We start from the raw sequence: 15580 nt of genomic DNA on the forward strand, positions 1-15580 counted from the left end.
TTTTCAGGCAGCACGCGCGGACAACCGCTCCATTTTCGCCATCACCAGCGTTACGGCCAGTTCAACCGCCTGGTCGACCGCCGCCGACACCGCGCCGCTCAAACCCATCCTTCCTTCCTCGCCATTCTCGAAGCCGAAATCTTGCGGCTCGCAACCGAGCACGACGATGTCCTCACAACCGCCGCCCAGCATCCGCACGGTTTGCAGCACCTTGACCGGGTCCATTTCATGCGGCGACATCAGGACCGGCACCGCATAGGGGATCGTCTGGTTCGCCGCCAACGGATGCTTCCACACACGGCTCGATCACATGCAACGTGCCCGGCGCGGCGCCGCGCTGCATGGTGTCGATCAGAATCGCGCTGTCCACGCCGTCGAGCAGCGCATAACAAAGATCGATACCGCGAATTCCGAAGTCCGCGACGCTCACGCTGTCCGGAAATGCGGGCAACTCACCGGCCGCAAGTTTTTCTTGCAAACGCCGCACCACTTCGACGCCGAAGCCATCGTCACCGAGAAATATATTGCCGATACCCGCCACCAGAATCGCACTCATGCATGCCCCCCTTTGCGACTGGACGAACGAGTCGGACGAGATGGGGACGATGGGCGGGATACGGCAACCAGCGGCTCGATCTCGTCCGGGCCGAAGAAAAACCGATGGCCGGGCATGCGCTGCATGCCGAAGTCCTTGCCGGGGTCGTCGTCGACCGTCACGGCAACATGCACGTGATCGTCGAAATCGCGTTCGATCGATTCGATCGTGGCAATCATGCCGCTCAGCGCGATATCGAAGATGTCCGCGCGGCCGCGTGGGTGCAAGCGCACCTGATCGCCGACTCGAATCTCGACGCCTGCCACCCGCACGCAGGCAAGATGCGGGCGCGCGTCGAGCTCGGCCCATGGCGACACTGGCATGGCGGGTGTTTCCGGCGGCGCAAACGCGCTGACGCTTGCCGAATCAAGTACGCGCACCTGGCGCAAGGTGCCATGCAGCTTCGCCATCTGCTCGGCGCCAAGGCTTTCGGTGCGCGCAAGCAAGGCACGCGCGCGCTCGTCCGTGGCAATCATTTCGCGCTTTTCGTCGTCGGTCATGGTGAGAATGCGCAGCGTGAGAATCTCGTCGATCTCCGTGGAGTCGAATAGATCGCCGGCGCTTTCAGGCGCGATCTGCGGGAAATCGTAGAGAATGATCGGCGAGGCAAGCATCGTGTCGGGCTGTTGTTCATCGCCCACCAATACCGGCCACGCGCCGATATTGCGGCTCGCCGCAGCAACCTCGGCCAGTTCGGCGGGCGGATCGATCGACGAGATCCACGTACCGCCCTCGACAGTCAGCACCGTATGGCAGGACACCAGCGCATACAGCGAAGCCGCATCGCGCTTCAAGCCGCGCGCATTGTCGAGCGGCGTCTCGTTGACGATGCGCACCGTCAAACGATAAACGCCGGCCGCCACGCTAGCGGCGCTCAATTCGACGCGGCCTTGCAGCGAAGCCCGGGTACGGTGCAGCGCGCCGCGCAGCGTCCCTTGCCGGTCAGCGAGCGGTTCGAGCTCGCTCGTCGCCTCGAACGAAAACGCCATCTGCCGCGGGGCCTCAAGCAATTCGCCGACGATCAGAACCGGCACGGCGATGTGCCGTTCGGACGCTTCCTGCCATGGGGTGTAGCGCCGTTCGTCGATATCGAGCGCGGGCACGGTGCGCCAGGCCGGTTCACCCGACTCCGGCCGCGCAGTGGACCCGTCCGCCGCCTCCAGCACCGTCCGCTCGATCACCTGCAAAAAGCCGGGCCGCACGGCCACGCGGGTCCGTTCAGTGCCGCTGAGCAAGCACTCGGTCTGGGTCACCCACGGATCGCTGCCGGACGCCTCGGCATAGGCGCGCGGATACACGCCGCCAAAGGTCCAGCGTTGCCGGTTCTTGACCGAGCTCGGCCGGTACGGATACAGCATGTAGCCTTCGTACAGCACCGCCTGGACGACACGTTCGACCGCGTTCACGATATGTCCTCCTCTACCCCGTCGAGCAGACTCGTCACCGCCTGCTCCCAGCTTGTCAGGCCCCGTCTGCTTTTGTAACGCGAGAGGCGATCGAACACGTCCCGGTGCAAACACAGCCAGGCGCAGTTCGGGTAATAGCGGGTCATCATGTCCCGCCATAGCGCAACAGGCAGCCGGTACGCCGCTTCCTTGTGCCACGGAATCGGCGCGGCCTGCAACGCGCCGCCGCCGTCGCGATAGAACACCGTACCGCTGAATTGCAGCATCAGCGGAATCTCGCCTTCTTCGAGGCCATGAAAATATTTGGTGGCGGCCACATTGAAATCGTAGCTGCACGGCACCGGCAATTCGAGCGCGCACTCGCCGCTGAACGGCGGCGTGATGGCCGTCGTATGAGTCCATAACAGCGTGCGCAGCGTTTCACCCCAACGCGGCGGCGAGCCGAACAGGTCCTCGAGTCCGTATTGTTCGGCGGGCGTGTAGCGGCGTCTTGCCGCTTCGATCTGAATCTGGCATTGCAGGGTCACGCTGGCGATCTCTTCCTGCGCCGGCGTGTTGGTGACACGCAACCTGAACGTCAGCAGCGGCGCTGCGGCAAACGGCACGACTTCCGCCGACTCGACAGTGAACCCGAGATCAGGCATGGAGCAAGCCCTCCGGCACCCGGCCATGGGTCTTCAGCGCAGCGAAGAAGCGATGAATCGAATCCCACGCCTCCCGCCCGCCGGACAGTCCTCGCCACCGTGCGCGGATCACGCCGGTCAGCGCGTAGCACTGGTCGATCGGCACGCGGTAATAATCGCGCGCGCCTTCGCTGCGGTTGACCAGCAGCGCTTCGACATCGGGTTGCAGTTGCGCGAGCAACGGATTCCCGGCGACCAGTTCGTCCCATGCCTGCAATTCCAGCAGCGATTGCGTGCCGCCGGCGGGGCCGGGATAAAGCGCGACGACACGCTGTGCCTGGCTGTCGTGAAAGAAGAAAGCGATATCGATGGGAATCGCCAACGCGTCCCATTGCGCGTCGCTCATGCGGAAACCGGCGAGATAACGCGCATCGCGCGGCACCGGACGATAGCGCGCATTCTGTTGACTGCCGAACAACAGCGCGCACGCACGGCAACAGCAAAGGAGCTGCCGCCTGGCGGTTTCGAACAGATGGGGGTGATCGGATAGAAGCGGCAATCCGCACAACTCGCATTGCATGTCGTCGGCTTTGCGCACGAAATGGCGCAGCCGCGCAACCCAGCCGCGTGTCGTGACGGCGGCGGGCGTCATTGCGCGCCGGCCTCGGTCCGGCTTGCCATCTCGCTCGTTACGACGCTTGCCGCCTCAGTGCGATGCGGCACAAAGCGCAGTTCATGCACATTGACGTCCGGCAAGCCCGCGATTTCGACACGCATTGTTTCCGGCGCCGCTTCGAAAATCGCGCGTTCGATGTCCTGCTGCAACTCGCCTACCGAGTTGTGCTTGCCCTGCAAACGGCCGGCCACGCGCACACGCACCGCTTCTTCCGCGGCGTCGAGCAGTTCGATCTGGATCCCCTGAGCGCCGAGCAACGGCCGCATCTTTTCGACCGCGCGCGACACGCGCGTGGGCAGATCCTGCGGATGCAGACCATGCAAAAGCAGCAAGGCCGACACGCCGGCGTCGCGCTCGAACGCCGCGACCATGGCGTCGTCCATCGCACCCGCGTCCGCCACGATCTCCATCAGCCGTGCGAGCCCGTTCGTATGCAGATCGAGCACGACCTGCAACAGTTCTTTGGCCGGCTCACGCGCGCGCGGATCGTCGAGCGCTTCCAGCGCCACAATCAGTTCATCGATGCGGCGTTGCTGCGCGGCGACCGCGCGGTCGTCGCTCACGTGTGCGCTCCCTGCATCACGCCGAACGTCGGCGAGTGCGACGTATCGATCGTCTTGCCATTGCCGACGTACATATGCACGCCGCACGGCAGACACGGGTCGAAACTGCGCACTGCGCGCATGATGTCGATACCCTTGAATTTGTCCGGCCCGTTCTCTTCGAAGATCGGCGTGTTCTGCACCGCGTCTTCATACGGTCCAGGTGTGCCGTAGATATCGCGCGGATTGGCGTTCCACGGCGTAGGCGGATACGGGTGATAGTTGGCGATCTTGCCCTCGCGGATCACGAGATGATGCGAGAGCACGCCGCGCACCGCTTCATGGAAACCGCAACCAATGGCTTCCTCCGGCACCGTAAAGTCACTGAACGTGCGGGTGCGGCCCGCATGCAATTCCGCCAGCGCCTGCTCGGCAAAGTACAAAGCGGCCGCCGCCGAATACGCCTGAAAATAGGTGCGGGCGCGATCGCGTTCGATCGCATTGCTCCACTTCGGAATCTTCCATTCGAATTCGACTTCGGGCTTGAGCGCAGTCTTCGGCAAGTAGATCTTCACGCTTTGGCCGGTCGCCTTGATGTAACCGATATCCACCAGCCCCGCCAACGCGGTGGCCCACAGGCGTGCGATCGGTCCGCCGCCGGTATCGAGCGCGAGGTGATCGCCCGTGCGCTTGTCGAGCCAGCGCGGCGACATCACCCACGTGTAGTTGCCGTCGAATTTGCGCTTCTGCGGGCGTGGCAGCGTGGTCTGATTCCACGGGTGCTTGCGGTCCACGGGATTGCCGAGCGGGTCCTGCTTGACGAAGGTTTCTTCGTGATCCCAATCGTCGTAATAGGAACTGCCCAACAGGATGCGGATGTTCAGATTGATATCCACGAGATCGGTGGTCACCAGTTCGCCGTCCACCACCACGCCCGGTGTGACGAACATGCCGCGGCCCCATTGCGTCATGGCGTTGTAGCTGTAGTCGCACACGTTCGGGTCCTGGAACGAGCCCCAGCAACCGAGCAGAATACGGCGCCTGCCGACTTCTTCGTAACCCGGTAGCGCTTCATAGAAGAAGTTGAACAGATCGTCATGAAGCGGCACGACTTTCTTCATGAACTCGACGTACTTCATCAAACGCGTGATGTAATCCGTGAACAGCTGAATGGTGGGCACCGTGCCCACACCACCGGGATAAAGCGTCGACGGATGCACGTGACGCCCTTCCATCAGGCAGAACATCTCGCGCGTATAGCGGCTGACCATCAAGGTCTCGCGATAGAACTCGCCGGTGAACGGATTGAGCGCGGTCATGATATCCGCGATGGTCTTGTAGCCATGTTTGTCCGCATTTGGCGCGGGTGTTTTTTGCGCCTTGGCCCACACACCGGGATTGGTCTCCCTGACCATCTTTTCGCAGAAATCCACACCCACCAGGTTGTCCTGGAAAATGTTGTGGTCGAACATGTATTCGGCCGCTTCGCCGAGATTGACGATCCATTCGGCAATCGCCGGCGGTTTCACGCCGTACGCCATATTCTGCGCATACACCGAACAGGTCGCGTGATTGTCGCCGCAGATCCCGCAGATACGGCTCGTGATGAAATGCGCGTCGCGCGGGTCTTTGCCCTTCATGAAAATGCTGTAACCACGAAAGATCGATGAGGTGCTGTAGCACTCCGCCACGCGGCGGTTCGCAAAATCGATCTTGGTGTAAATCCCCAGGCTGCCCACGATCCGCGTAATCGGATCCCAGTTCATTTCGACCAGCTTGCCCGGCGCTGCCTGGGTGCTTGCGGTCGCTTCAGGTGCGGTACTAACGGCCATGACCTTCTCCCTGCTGACAAGTCGAATTCCGCCAACTACATCGCCTACTACGCCGCCGGATCAGCGACGGTAGCCGGTGGTGAGTTTCGAACCGTTGTGACGCCATTTCGGCTCGTCGTTGAGCGTGTTGTTGGTGAGCTTGCGCAGGCTGCGAATCAGCGGACCATAGCTCTTGATCAGATTCGACGACAGCACCGATCCCGGTGGCTGATCCATGAACGGCATGAACTTGTCGGGAAAGCCCGGCATCGTGCAGCCGATGCAGATGCCCCCCACATTCGGACAACCACCAATGCCGGCCATCCAGCCGCGTTTTGGCACGTTGCACTGCACGACGGGCCCCCAGCAGCCCAGCTTGACGATGCAATTCGGGCTGCCGTATTCGCTGGCGAAGATCGCCTGTTCGTAGGAGCCCGCACGATCGCAACCGTCGTGAACGGTGCGGGTAAAGAGCCACTTCGGCCGCAACGCATCGTCGAGCGGAATCATCGGCGCGAGACCCGCCAGTTGATAGAGCAGATAGAGCAGCGTCTCCATGAAGTTGTCCGGCTGCACCGGACAGCCCGGCACATTGACGATCGGCAGGCCCGCTTTCGACTTCCAGTCCCAGCCGAGGTAATCGGCGAGGCCCATGCAGCCGGTCGGATTGCCTTCCATGGCGTGAATGCCGCCATAGGTCGCGCAGGTGCCCGCGCCGACGACCGCCAGCGCGCGCGGCGCCAGCCGGTCGAGCCATTGCGGAATCGTGATCGGTTCCTGTGTATCGGGGTCGGTGCCCAAGGCGGCCCAGTATCCTTCGCGATTGATACGCTCGTTCGGAATGGACCCCTCCATCACCAGCACGAAGTTCTCGAGCTCGCCACGCGCGGCCTGATGAAACGGTTTGAGAAACTCGTCGCCGTTCTCATACGCCAATACCGGGTTGTGCAAATGCACCTTGGGTAGACCGGGAATCGCACCGAGAATCACATCTTCGATGCTCGGCTGAGTCGCCGCGGTAATCGATACCGAATCGCCGTCGCAGCCGAGGCCCGCGGTGATCCAGATGATGTGCACTTCGTTTAGAGCCGGCGCGTGCTGAGTCTTGCGCCCATAAGGGACGTTATCTGCTTCTGCCATGATGTGTGTCTCCACTGCGAACCACGTTCTTTTTCAATCAGGCAAAGATACGTGGCGAGTGCCGCACGGCAGTCACGTGTCCAGCAATCGGTCGGCAATAATTCCGCACTATGCGGTCAAAAGGATCCGATTTGCTGCATGTATTGTTGGGAAAGGTGCCCACCGTGATGAGCCCGAAAAACTTTTTTGAGTATAGTTCAGCGATGCGAAATAACCCAGTCTCCGTCCCTTATTCACGAGACATGGCGCGGCCTGGGCCTGATAACCCGATGGGTGCGACTACCGTAATTCTCTGACAATAGCCCTTAAAGGCCAGTTCAAAAAAAAGCCCGGAAGGGCTGTTTACTTTTCCACGAAACGGTTAACCTTGGATGCCTGAACAACGGATCAAGAAATGCCGGCACCTATCATCGATGACGAACTGTGGGCACTGATCGAACCGCTACTTCCACCGCCCAAACCGCGACGCAGGCGGTACCCTGGACGGCTGCCGGTCTCGGACCGTGCAGCACTCAATGGCATCCTGCTCGTGCTGAAGACAGGGATGCGTTGGAACCATCTCCCGACCCGCCTGGGCTTCGGCTCTGGAGCGACTTGCTGGCGTCGGTTGCACGGCTGGCAGCAGGCCGGAGTGTGGGACAAGCTGCACGGGCTACTGCTCGACAAGCTGCGCGAATCTGGCCAGCTCGATTTCTCATATGCGGCTGTCGATTCATCGTCCGTGCGAGCCGTTGGGGCGGGCCAAAAACTGGGCCAAACCCCACCGATCGCGCACGACCAGGGTCCAAACACCACGTCCTCGTAGACGCGAACGGCGTTCCTGTCAGCGTGATCGTGACCGGCGCGAACCGCAACGATGTCACGCAACTGCTACCGCTGGTCGACGCTATCCCGCCGATTCGCGGCACTCGTGGCCGACCGCTTCGCAAGCCCAAGGTCATCTACGCCGACCGTGGCTACGACTCCGACTCGCATCGCCGCAGACTTCGCGAGCGTGGCATCAGACCGGTCATCGCCAGGCGCCGCACCGAACACGGCAGCGGCCTCGGCAAGTTCCGTTGGGTCGTCGAACGGACTCATTCGTGGCTCCATGGTTTCCGTCGTCTTCGCATTCGCTTCGAACGCCGATCTGACATTCATGAAGCATTCCTCAAACTAGCCTGCTCACTCGTCTGCTGGAACATCTTCAGCCGAACTGAGCGCCCTTTTTGAACTGGTCTCTTAAGGGTTCAGGCGATTGATCTGTTACAACCCTCACGGGCGAATCTCGAGTTCCTCGAATCGCATCCATTTGTAAAACGCGACTGACAACAGCCAGCTCGCCAGAAATACACCGATGATCGCGTAGCCGATCATGCCGACGTTGTCGTTCAGACTGCCCACCGCCTGCCAGAATCCGCCACTCAGGTGCAGCTTGCCGGCCAGCAATCCGAGACCTTCCATCCCGCCGACAAAGAGCGCGACGAGCACCGAAATCGTCGTGACGGTGATGTTGTAATACAGCTTGCGGACCGGCTTCACAAACACCCAACCATAGGCGCCCAGCATCAGGATGCTGTCGGTGGTGTCGACGAGCGTCATGCCCGCCATGAACAGCACCGGAAACACCAGAATCGACCAGATCGACATGCCCTGCGCGGCGCCGGCGGCGGATATGCCAAGCAGCCCGACTTCCGTTGCGGTATCGAAACCGAGGCCGAACAGAAAGCCGAGTGGGTACATATGCCAGCTCCGGCTGATCAGGCGAAATAGCGGCCGGAAAACACGCGCGAGAAAGCCACGATTGGCGAGCAGCATATCGAGATCCTCATCGACATAAGGTTCGCCTCGGCGTACGCGCCGAAAAGCGCGCAGCACCGAGCGCAGCACGATCAGATTCAGCAGCGCAATGGCAAACAGGAAGAACGTCGACACGAGCGTGCCGATTACGGCGCCGATTTCCTTGAAGTCGCTCATGCGGCTTTGCAACGCCATGGCGGTCGCCGCAATGCCGATCGTCGCCAGCACGACAATGGTGGCGTGTCCCAGCGAGAACATCAGCCCCACCGTCAGCGGACGCTGGCCGGACTGCATCAGCTTGCGCGTGACGTTGTCGATGGCCGCGATATGATCCGCGTCCACCGCGTGCCGCAGGCCAAACGAGTAAGCAAGCAGGCAGGAGCCCATCAGCAGCGGGTAGCCGCGAAACGCCACGAAGGCCGTCACCCATGCCGCGAGATTGAAAGTAAGCAAAAACGCGTAGAGCCATGCGATCTGCCGGCGCTGTTGACCACGCCGTTGGCCCTCTTCCTCGCCGAGGAGCGCCTTCACAAACTCCGTCATGGGTTCTCTCCCGGGAGGCAAAGGCTGCTGCATTGCACAGTCAAGCGCTCAATGCCTGCAATCGATAATAGACCTTTTCCTGTTACTTTTTCGCGCATACGATCCCCGGCGAGATCGGACACGCCGCGCCATCGTTCCTTCGATGACGCAGCGCATCACTGTTTCAAACTACTTCACGTCGAACGCATAGTCGCCGTGCGTGCGGTGCCCGTCGGATGCCACGGCCACCCAGTGCACGGTGTAATGCCCGGCCGCGAGCGGCGGTAGGGGCACGGTCATCGTCGCCGTCTGATGGGCGTCGACGGCGGATTTCTCCGTGTTGACCTGCTTGCCGCTTGCGTCGGTCACGGTCAGCGAGCTGAATGACGGCTCGAGCGGCCCGTCGAACATCACGCGGATCTGCGCGGGCGAGGCCACCGTCGCGCCCGCGCCCGGCTCCTGCTTCTGGGGAAATACATGAGCGAAAGCGGCGCTCGCGAAGGCGAGCCCGGCAATCAGCAACGGCAGCTTCGCCGCGGCGCGCAGCCGGTCATGTCGATCGTTTTTCATCGCGCACTCCTGCATAACGGTATTAACAGTATTAAAGGTTTGGCTACGTTACTGGAAGAGAGGCTTGCCGATCGTGGTCGGCGCGACATCGTCGAAGAAGATGTGGGCCTGCACCAGAATGCCTACGTGCGAACCGCTTGCGTGGTTGATCGGGATTTGCGCCTCGACGCCGAACTGGCCATAGCGGTTGATCCAGATGAAGCCCGGATTGACCGTGCCGGTTGTCTGCCCCTGGCTTCTCGAGAGCGGAACTTCCACCAGCGGAATGACATTCGCCAACGGCTGAGGCAGGCCGATGTCGTGCACGTGCTGCTGCAGATACGGCAAGCTGTATTGCACGGTGAAGCCGTAGTTGAATGCGTTCGGCTGCCCCGCTCCCGTTGTCAGCGCCGGGCCGGCTTCACCCGTGATCGCGATCGGCCGCAAATAAGCCAGCGACGCGGGCAGATCGCCCATGCCCTTGCCGGCGTAGATCGTCGGCGAGATCGTCGAGAAGTTGCTCGCGATCGCACGGCTTCCTGTGCCGCCGAGTTCGGCGTTCACGCCGACTGAAGTCATGAACTCGTGTTCGTCGTTGACATACAGCAGGTACTTCAGACCGACGCCGAAGTTGTCGAAGCCGCGCGCCTTCGGGTTGTTTTGCATCACGTAGCTGCCGTCTACCGAGACGGCCAGGCGCGGCGTGATCAGTTTGTCGTACTCGAAGTCGAAGGTATTGATACTTTGATCGCCGTTGTCGCCCGGCACGCGCTGGTGCCCGTACTCGAGGTTGGCTTCGTCGCCGACGCCGGGGTCGTCAACGGCCATCGTCGAGGGAAAGACGCGATTACCCGCAATCGCGTGAGCACTCGCGATTGAAGGGGCGAAGAGCAATACGCCGATGGCAGCCGCAACGAGCGACGTCGTGCGCAGCGGTATCGCGCTGCGCGTTGCACGGGTGTGCATGGTTCATCCTGTTCATGGGTCATGGCAAGACCGGCGCGCGTCTCTACAGACGGACGTGCGACGGCATCGCGATGCGCTCATGGCATCGCGCCGGTGTGACTCGAATCAGGATGCGTGCGGCGGGGCGCGGGGCTGCGCGAAGGTGAGCGGTTCGACGCGGCGAACGCTCTCGAAGCGGGTGGCGACGGTATGCTGAAGCACGCGAACGGTGACGAAGAACAATGTCTCGACGCTGGGCAGCGCAGGCATGTGGGCGAGCAGACTGCAATAGCCGCAGGCGTCGCCGTCGGAGGTGGCAGTGTGTTGAGTATGTTTGCCGCTGGGGTCGTCCGATGCCTGGTCCGGCATGGAGGGCATGGAGGACATGGCAGACATGGCATCCATCCCCGGCATGGAAGCCATTGACGGCATCGAGCAATGCTCGCCTTCCATTGCGGTTTCACCGCCGTTGCGTGCAGCGAGCGAATGGGAGATTGTTGGCGCGAGCGTGGCCATCAGGATCGCAAACAATCCCAGCCAACTGCCGATCTTCCGAAAGAGACGACTCAAGATGCGCCCGGCGACACGATTAGAAGCTGCGGTGGATTATGCCATGGGGCACCGCGCGTCCCTGCGCGTGAAACACAGCTTATGCCACTAGTGCCAGACACTTCACGTTTACGCCACGGACAGTGGACAATGCCTCATCCCGGCTCTTGGCACGGAGTGTCCATGAAAGCGTATCGCCCGCGTCCCCCGCACTTACCCGGCGATCATTCGCATGCGGAGTGGCGCGATCACACCCTGCCTTACGTCATCGTGGCCGCGCTTGTCGTGCTGATGGTCACGCTGATCGTCTGGGTGGTCGATCCGGCGCCGCCGAAAACCATCACGATCAGCGCGGGCCCGCACGATAGTTCGTTCTTCGTCACCGCCGATCTGTACAAGAAGATCCTCGCCCGCAACGGCATTACGCTGAAGGTGCTGGAATCCGATGGCTCGGTGGAGAACCTGCACCGTCTGCTCGACCCGAAACAGCATGTCGATCTCGCGCTCGTGCAAGGCGGTGCGGCCGACGGGATCGACACGTCGTCGCTGATGTCGCTTGGCAGCGTGTTCTACATTCCGGTGGTCGTGTTCTATCGCGGCACGGGTATCGGCGAGCTTTCAGAACTGGAAGGCAAACGGATTGCCATTGGCCGCGAAGGCAGCGGCACGCGCCTCCTCGCGCTCAAGCTGCTGGAAGCCAACGGCATCGAACCGGGCGGCGACACCGTGCTGGTGCCGAGCGACGGCTTGCAGGCCGCCACGCAACTCGTGGCGGGCGAAGTCGACGCGGCGATCCTGAACGGCGACTCGGCCACGCGCGGTTTGATGCTGCGGCTCCTGAAGGTGCCCGGCATCTCCGTGATGGATTTCGACGAAGCCAGCGCCTATACGCGGCTCTTTCCCTATCTCGACGAGATCGACCTGCCACCTGGCGTGCTGGATCTCAAGCACAGGATTCCGCCCGACACGGTCCATCTGATCAGCCCGACGGTCGAACTCGTGGCACGGACCAATTTGCATCCGGCCATTTCCGACTTATTGATCGAAGCCGCGCAGGAGGTGCACGGCCTGCCTGGGCTCCTGCAGCGCGCGGGGCAATTCCCGAGTCCGGTCGCCCATGAGTACCAGATCAGCGAGGACGCGCAGCGCTACTACAAGACCGGCAAGAGTTTCCTGTACCGCACGCTGCCGTTCTGGCTCGCGAGCATTGGCGACCGCACGCTCGTTCTGCTACTGCCGATGGCGGTGCTGCTGATTCCGGCGATGCGGCTGATCCCGGCGCTTTACGGATGGCGGGTACGCTCGCGCATCTATCGCTATTACGGGGCGTTGATTGCGATCGAGCGCGGCGCACTCGCCGACTCGACCGAGGAGGAGCGCAAGCAGCTTTTCGCGGAACTCGATCAGATCGAGGCGTCGCTGAACCGCTTGCGTATGCCGCTTGCATATGCCGACGCGTTCTATGTGCTGCGCGAGCACGTCGGCTTTGTGCGCAGCCGGCTGGCGGCGCAAGGCAGCCACCCCTAGACGGGGCGGCGAGCTTTTTTACGCTTCTGTGGCGGCCGAGGGTGTGGCCGGCGGCGTTGTCGATTCAGCGGCCTGGGTGTCCGCCGAGGCAGCTTGCGGCTGGCTTTCTGCGCCATCTTGCGCGGTGGCTGCTGCTTGCGCCACCGGCTCGACCGAGGTGGATGCAGCATCCGGCGCGACCGCAGCGTTCGCGGATGCCTCAGCCGACGGAGCCGCTGCTTTCGCCGCGCCCCTGCCCGCACGATGCGCCTGCAGACGCTGCGCGCCGGCTGCTTCCTGTGCCGTCACCTTGCCTGCTTCGCCGGCCGTCAGATCGACGCGCGCGGCGCCTTCGACCAGGCACTTCCAGTAGCGGCTGCCACGGCACCAGGTCTTGATCGCGTCGCGCAACTCGGCTTCGGTCAGCGACAGTTCCTTCGCGTGAGCCACGAGGTCTTCAAAGATGCCGACCTTCAGCGGCAGCTTGGGCGCCGGATTCTTCGGGAAGACATTCGGGAAGCGTTTTTGCAGTCTCCCGATCGATTTCACCACCGGGTCCACAGGCCTTGCGTCGGCCGCCGGCCTGGCCTCGGCGGCGGGCCTGGCGTCAGTGGCCGGCTTGGCAGCGGGCGCGGCACGGCGCGGCGGCGACGGCTTGCGCGCGGGCTTCGCACCGGGCTTGGCGACAGGCTTGGCCGCAGGTGCAGCTTCGGCGCGTGCCGCAGCCAGTTGCTTCTTCAATTCAGCGAGTTGTTCGAAACCCATAGCGCACAATCAATCGAGAAAGACAAGATTGTAGCAGCGTGTTGGGACACGCTCCTGACACCCGGCGATGCACCGCGTGCCGGTGGCGGGGAACGATCAACTTTTGGCCGCAACAGGCGCGACAAGCTCATACGCCGTCAGGCCAAAAACCGACACGCAGAGCCCGGCCCGCCCAACATTATTGCGCAAGGAAAGCGCAAGCTGATGCCGCGCGGCGATCCGCGCCACGATCGCGAGGCCAAGCCCGCTGCCATCGCCTTGCGCCTCTTCCCCTCGATAAAACCGATCGAAAACCCGCTCGATTTCGGCCTCCGGTATTCCGGACCCGCTATCCACCACGTCAAACCCCACCCGCTCGCCGGCGCGCCTCAGAATCACATCTACACGCCCGCCCCGCGGCGTATGACGGATTGCGTTGTTGATCAGATTGCCCAGCAAGACGCTCATCCCATGCGGCTCGGCGAGTACCGTATAGGCATCATAGCCCGCGCGAGCGTCTTCACACTCGAGCCCGAGATCGATCTCCTTGGTCTCCGCGAGCAGCGAAAAGTCCCCCACTGCCTGCTCGCCGATCCGGCGCAAGCTCACCGGCACCATCGACGTCACGGGATGCGCGTCCTCGCGCGCCAGCGTCAGCAACTGCTGCACCAGGTAAATGATCCGGTTGACGCGCCCCTCGACGCGCTCAAGAGCCTGACCCTCGCCCTTTAACGTGCCGTCGCGGGACGCCGCCTGCAATTGCAGCTTCAGCGCCGCAAGCGGCGAGCGCAACTCATGTGCGGCATCGGCGATAAATGTGCGCTGCGCCTGCGAAGCGACGTTCAGCCGTTGCAGCAGATCGTTGAGCGCTTCCACCAGCGGTTTGATTTCGACCGGCACCGTGCCGTCCAGGTGCAACGGCTCCAGCGAATCGAGCGAACGGGTCGTCAGCGCGCGCGTCAGCCCGCCGATTGGCGCGAGTCCCTTTGCCACCACCAGCAGCACCAGCACGATCGTCACCGGCACCAGCACGCCGAGCGGCCACAGCGTATGCAGTGCCAGTTGCAGCGCGAGGTCCTCGCGCACGGAGATCGGCTGCGCAACCTGGATATAGCGGTCGTGCTGTTCCAAACCGAATACACGCCAATGAACCTCGCTGCGTTCGACGGTGCTGAAGCCCGCGGGCAAACGCGAGAATTCCGGTGCCCGTATCGAGTGATAAATGAGCGCGCCGGACCGGTCCCAGATCTCGATCACGACCCGGTCGTCGGCCAGATCGCCCAGGTCGGGGCTGTGATGCTCGCCGTCGCTTGCACCGGCCAGATTCGACGGTAACGACAGCGCCACGGTGCGCAGCTCGTAGTCGAACAGTTCGCCCGCTTCTTCGCGCGCGGTGTGAAAAATGCCGAAGCCGGCCACACCCGAGGCCGCGGCCAGCCCGAAAATCAGCCAGCCCAGCAGCCAGCGGCGAATCGACGTCATCAGCACCTCTTCAGACGGTAGCCCACGCCGCGCACGGTCACCACCTGCTCCGCGCCGATCTTGCGCCGCAAACTGTGCACATGCACTTCGATGGTGTTGCTGCCCACCTCCTCGCCCCAGCCGTACAACTTTTCTTCCAGCTCGGCCTTGGTGAACACGCGCGTGGGTTCTTCGATCAGCGCCTGCAGCAACGCGAACTCGCGCGGCACGAGCGGCAGCACGTCGCCGCCTTTGGTGACTTCATGCGCCGCGGGATCGAGTGTGAGTTCGCCGTGCGCATAGATGGGTTGCTTCTGGCCGGTGCGCCGGCGCAATAGCGCGCGCACCCGCGCGGCGAGTTCGTCGAGGTCAAAGGGTTTGATCAGGTAGTCGTCGGCGCCCGCATCGAGGCCGCGAATCCGCTCGTCGACGGCGTCGCGCGCGGTCAGGATGATCACCGGCGCGGCGCCGCCGCTCTTGCGGTAGGCATTGAGCACGTCGATGCCGTCTTTCTTCGGCAAGCCGAGATCGAGCAGCACGAGGTCATACACGCCATTACCCAGCGACAACTCTGCCGCACGGCCGTCTTCGGCCCAATCGATCGCGTAGCCCGAGCGGCGCATCGCGCCCAATACCGTCTCCGCAATCATGTCGTCGTCTTCGACGAGTAACAGACGCATGACCTCTCCTCTTTCCAGTTTGCCCGCATTGTCCGACCTGTTAGCTTAACGC

The 15580-nt window shown here is 62.5% G+C and carries 18 protein-coding genes; 3 read left to right on the forward strand and 15 right to left on the reverse strand.

Going from position 1 to position 15580, the window contains the following annotated elements; all coding sequences use genetic code 11:
* Positions 1-3: 3 nt before the first annotated feature.
* The 8 genes from B0G76_RS11315 to B0G76_RS11350 are packed head-to-tail and all read right to left on the reverse strand — an operon-like array spanning position 4 to position 6793.
* Positions 4-240, reverse strand: coding sequence for a hypothetical protein (locus tag B0G76_RS11315; protein WP_120292139.1), 237 nt, complete (start codon positions 238-240; stop codon positions 4-6).
* Positions 227-556 carry a hydrogenase maturation protease gene (locus B0G76_RS11320; protein ID WP_120292141.1) on the reverse strand — a complete coding sequence of 110 codons (330 nt, stop codon included), beginning with the start codon at positions 554-556 and terminating at the stop codon, positions 227-229. The genes B0G76_RS11315 and B0G76_RS11320 overlap by 14 nt, the downstream gene beginning before the upstream one ends.
* Entirely contained in the window at positions 553-2001 is a 1449-nt protein-coding gene (locus B0G76_RS11325; protein ID WP_120292143.1) for a hypothetical protein, read from the reverse strand. The genes B0G76_RS11320 and B0G76_RS11325 overlap by 4 nt, the downstream gene beginning before the upstream one ends.
* Entirely contained in the window at positions 1998-2645 is a 648-nt protein-coding gene (locus tag B0G76_RS11330) for a DUF6084 family protein (RefSeq protein WP_120292145.1), read from the reverse strand. Before B0G76_RS11330 ends, B0G76_RS11325 begins: the two co-directional genes overlap by 4 nt.
* A complete protein-coding gene (locus B0G76_RS11335; protein ID WP_120292147.1) occupies positions 2638-3276 on the reverse strand; it encodes a DUF5947 family protein in 639 nt (212 codons plus the stop codon). Before B0G76_RS11335 ends, B0G76_RS11330 begins: the two co-directional genes overlap by 8 nt.
* The gene (locus tag B0G76_RS11340) at positions 3273-3863 is read right to left on the reverse strand and encodes a NifU family protein (RefSeq protein WP_120292149.1); all 591 of its coding nucleotides are present in this window, start codon (positions 3861-3863) and stop codon (positions 3273-3275) included. The genes B0G76_RS11335 and B0G76_RS11340 overlap by 4 nt, the downstream gene beginning before the upstream one ends.
* Positions 3860-5674 (reverse strand): nickel-dependent hydrogenase large subunit, encoded by a 1815-nt coding sequence (locus tag B0G76_RS11345; protein ID WP_120292150.1) that lies wholly within the window; start codon positions 5672-5674, stop codon positions 3860-3862. The genes B0G76_RS11340 and B0G76_RS11345 overlap by 4 nt, the downstream gene beginning before the upstream one ends.
* A gap of 60 nt (positions 5675-5734) precedes the next feature.
* The gene (locus B0G76_RS11350; RefSeq protein WP_120292152.1) at positions 5735-6793 is read right to left on the reverse strand and encodes a hydrogenase expression protein HypE; all 1059 of its coding nucleotides are present in this window, start codon (positions 6791-6793) and stop codon (positions 5735-5737) included.
* 394 nt (positions 6794-7187) lie between these two features.
* On the opposite strand from B0G76_RS11350, the gene B0G76_RS44760 reads away from it, so the two are divergent.
* Together B0G76_RS44760 and B0G76_RS44765 are read left to right on the forward strand one after the other, a co-directional pair.
* A complete protein-coding gene (locus B0G76_RS44760; protein WP_409076709.1) occupies positions 7188-7598 on the forward strand; it encodes a transposase in 411 nt (136 codons plus the stop codon).
* A complete protein-coding gene (locus B0G76_RS44765; RefSeq protein WP_409076751.1) occupies positions 7508-8005 on the forward strand; it encodes an IS5 family transposase in 498 nt (165 codons plus the stop codon). Before B0G76_RS44760 ends, B0G76_RS44765 begins: the two co-directional genes overlap by 91 nt.
* Before the next feature lie 42 nt (positions 8006-8047).
* Here B0G76_RS44765 and B0G76_RS11360 read toward each other — a convergent pair whose 3' ends face one another.
* From B0G76_RS11360 to B0G76_RS11375, 4 genes are all read right to left on the reverse strand, one after another.
* Complete coding sequence (locus B0G76_RS11360) at positions 8048-9115, reverse strand: HoxN/HupN/NixA family nickel/cobalt transporter (RefSeq protein WP_120292156.1); 1068 nt, start codon at positions 9113-9115, stop codon at positions 8048-8050.
* Positions 9116-9283: 168 nt separating this feature from the next.
* Positions 9284-9664, reverse strand: coding sequence for a copper resistance protein CopC (locus B0G76_RS11365; RefSeq protein WP_120296316.1), 381 nt, complete (start codon positions 9662-9664; stop codon positions 9284-9286).
* 48 nt (positions 9665-9712) lie between these two features.
* Positions 9713-10609, reverse strand: coding sequence for a hypothetical protein (locus tag B0G76_RS11370; protein WP_120292158.1), 897 nt, complete (start codon positions 10607-10609; stop codon positions 9713-9715).
* A 105-nt stretch (positions 10610-10714) separates the two neighbouring features.
* Positions 10715-11158, reverse strand: coding sequence for a DUF2946 domain-containing protein (locus B0G76_RS11375; protein WP_409076710.1), 444 nt, complete (start codon positions 11156-11158; stop codon positions 10715-10717).
* A 162-nt stretch (positions 11159-11320) separates the two neighbouring features.
* Here B0G76_RS11375 and B0G76_RS11380 point away from each other — a divergent pair, with 162 nt between their 5' ends.
* The gene (locus B0G76_RS11380; protein ID WP_120292162.1) at positions 11321-12664 is read left to right on the forward strand and encodes a TAXI family TRAP transporter solute-binding subunit; all 1344 of its coding nucleotides are present in this window, start codon (positions 11321-11323) and stop codon (positions 12662-12664) included.
* Positions 12665-12682: 18 nt separating this feature from the next.
* Here B0G76_RS11380 and B0G76_RS11385 read toward each other — a convergent pair whose 3' ends face one another.
* The 3 genes from B0G76_RS11385 to B0G76_RS11395 form a co-directional block, all read right to left on the reverse strand.
* Positions 12683-13408: a ProQ/FinO family protein gene (locus B0G76_RS11385; protein WP_120292164.1), complete on the reverse strand. Its 726-nt coding sequence runs from the start codon at positions 13406-13408 to the stop codon at positions 12683-12685.
* 96 nt (positions 13409-13504) lie between these two features.
* Entirely contained in the window at positions 13505-14869 is a 1365-nt protein-coding gene (locus B0G76_RS11390) for an ATP-binding protein (protein ID WP_120292166.1), read from the reverse strand.
* Positions 14869-15528 (reverse strand): response regulator, encoded by a 660-nt coding sequence (locus tag B0G76_RS11395; RefSeq protein ID WP_120292168.1) that lies wholly within the window; start codon positions 15526-15528, stop codon positions 14869-14871. Before B0G76_RS11395 ends, B0G76_RS11390 begins: the two co-directional genes overlap by 1 nt.
* Between the last annotated feature and the right edge of the window lie 52 nt (positions 15529-15580).

It is taken from the genome of Paraburkholderia sp. BL23I1N1, assembly GCF_003610295.1.
Lineage (GTDB): Bacteria > Pseudomonadota > Gammaproteobacteria > Burkholderiales > Burkholderiaceae > Paraburkholderia.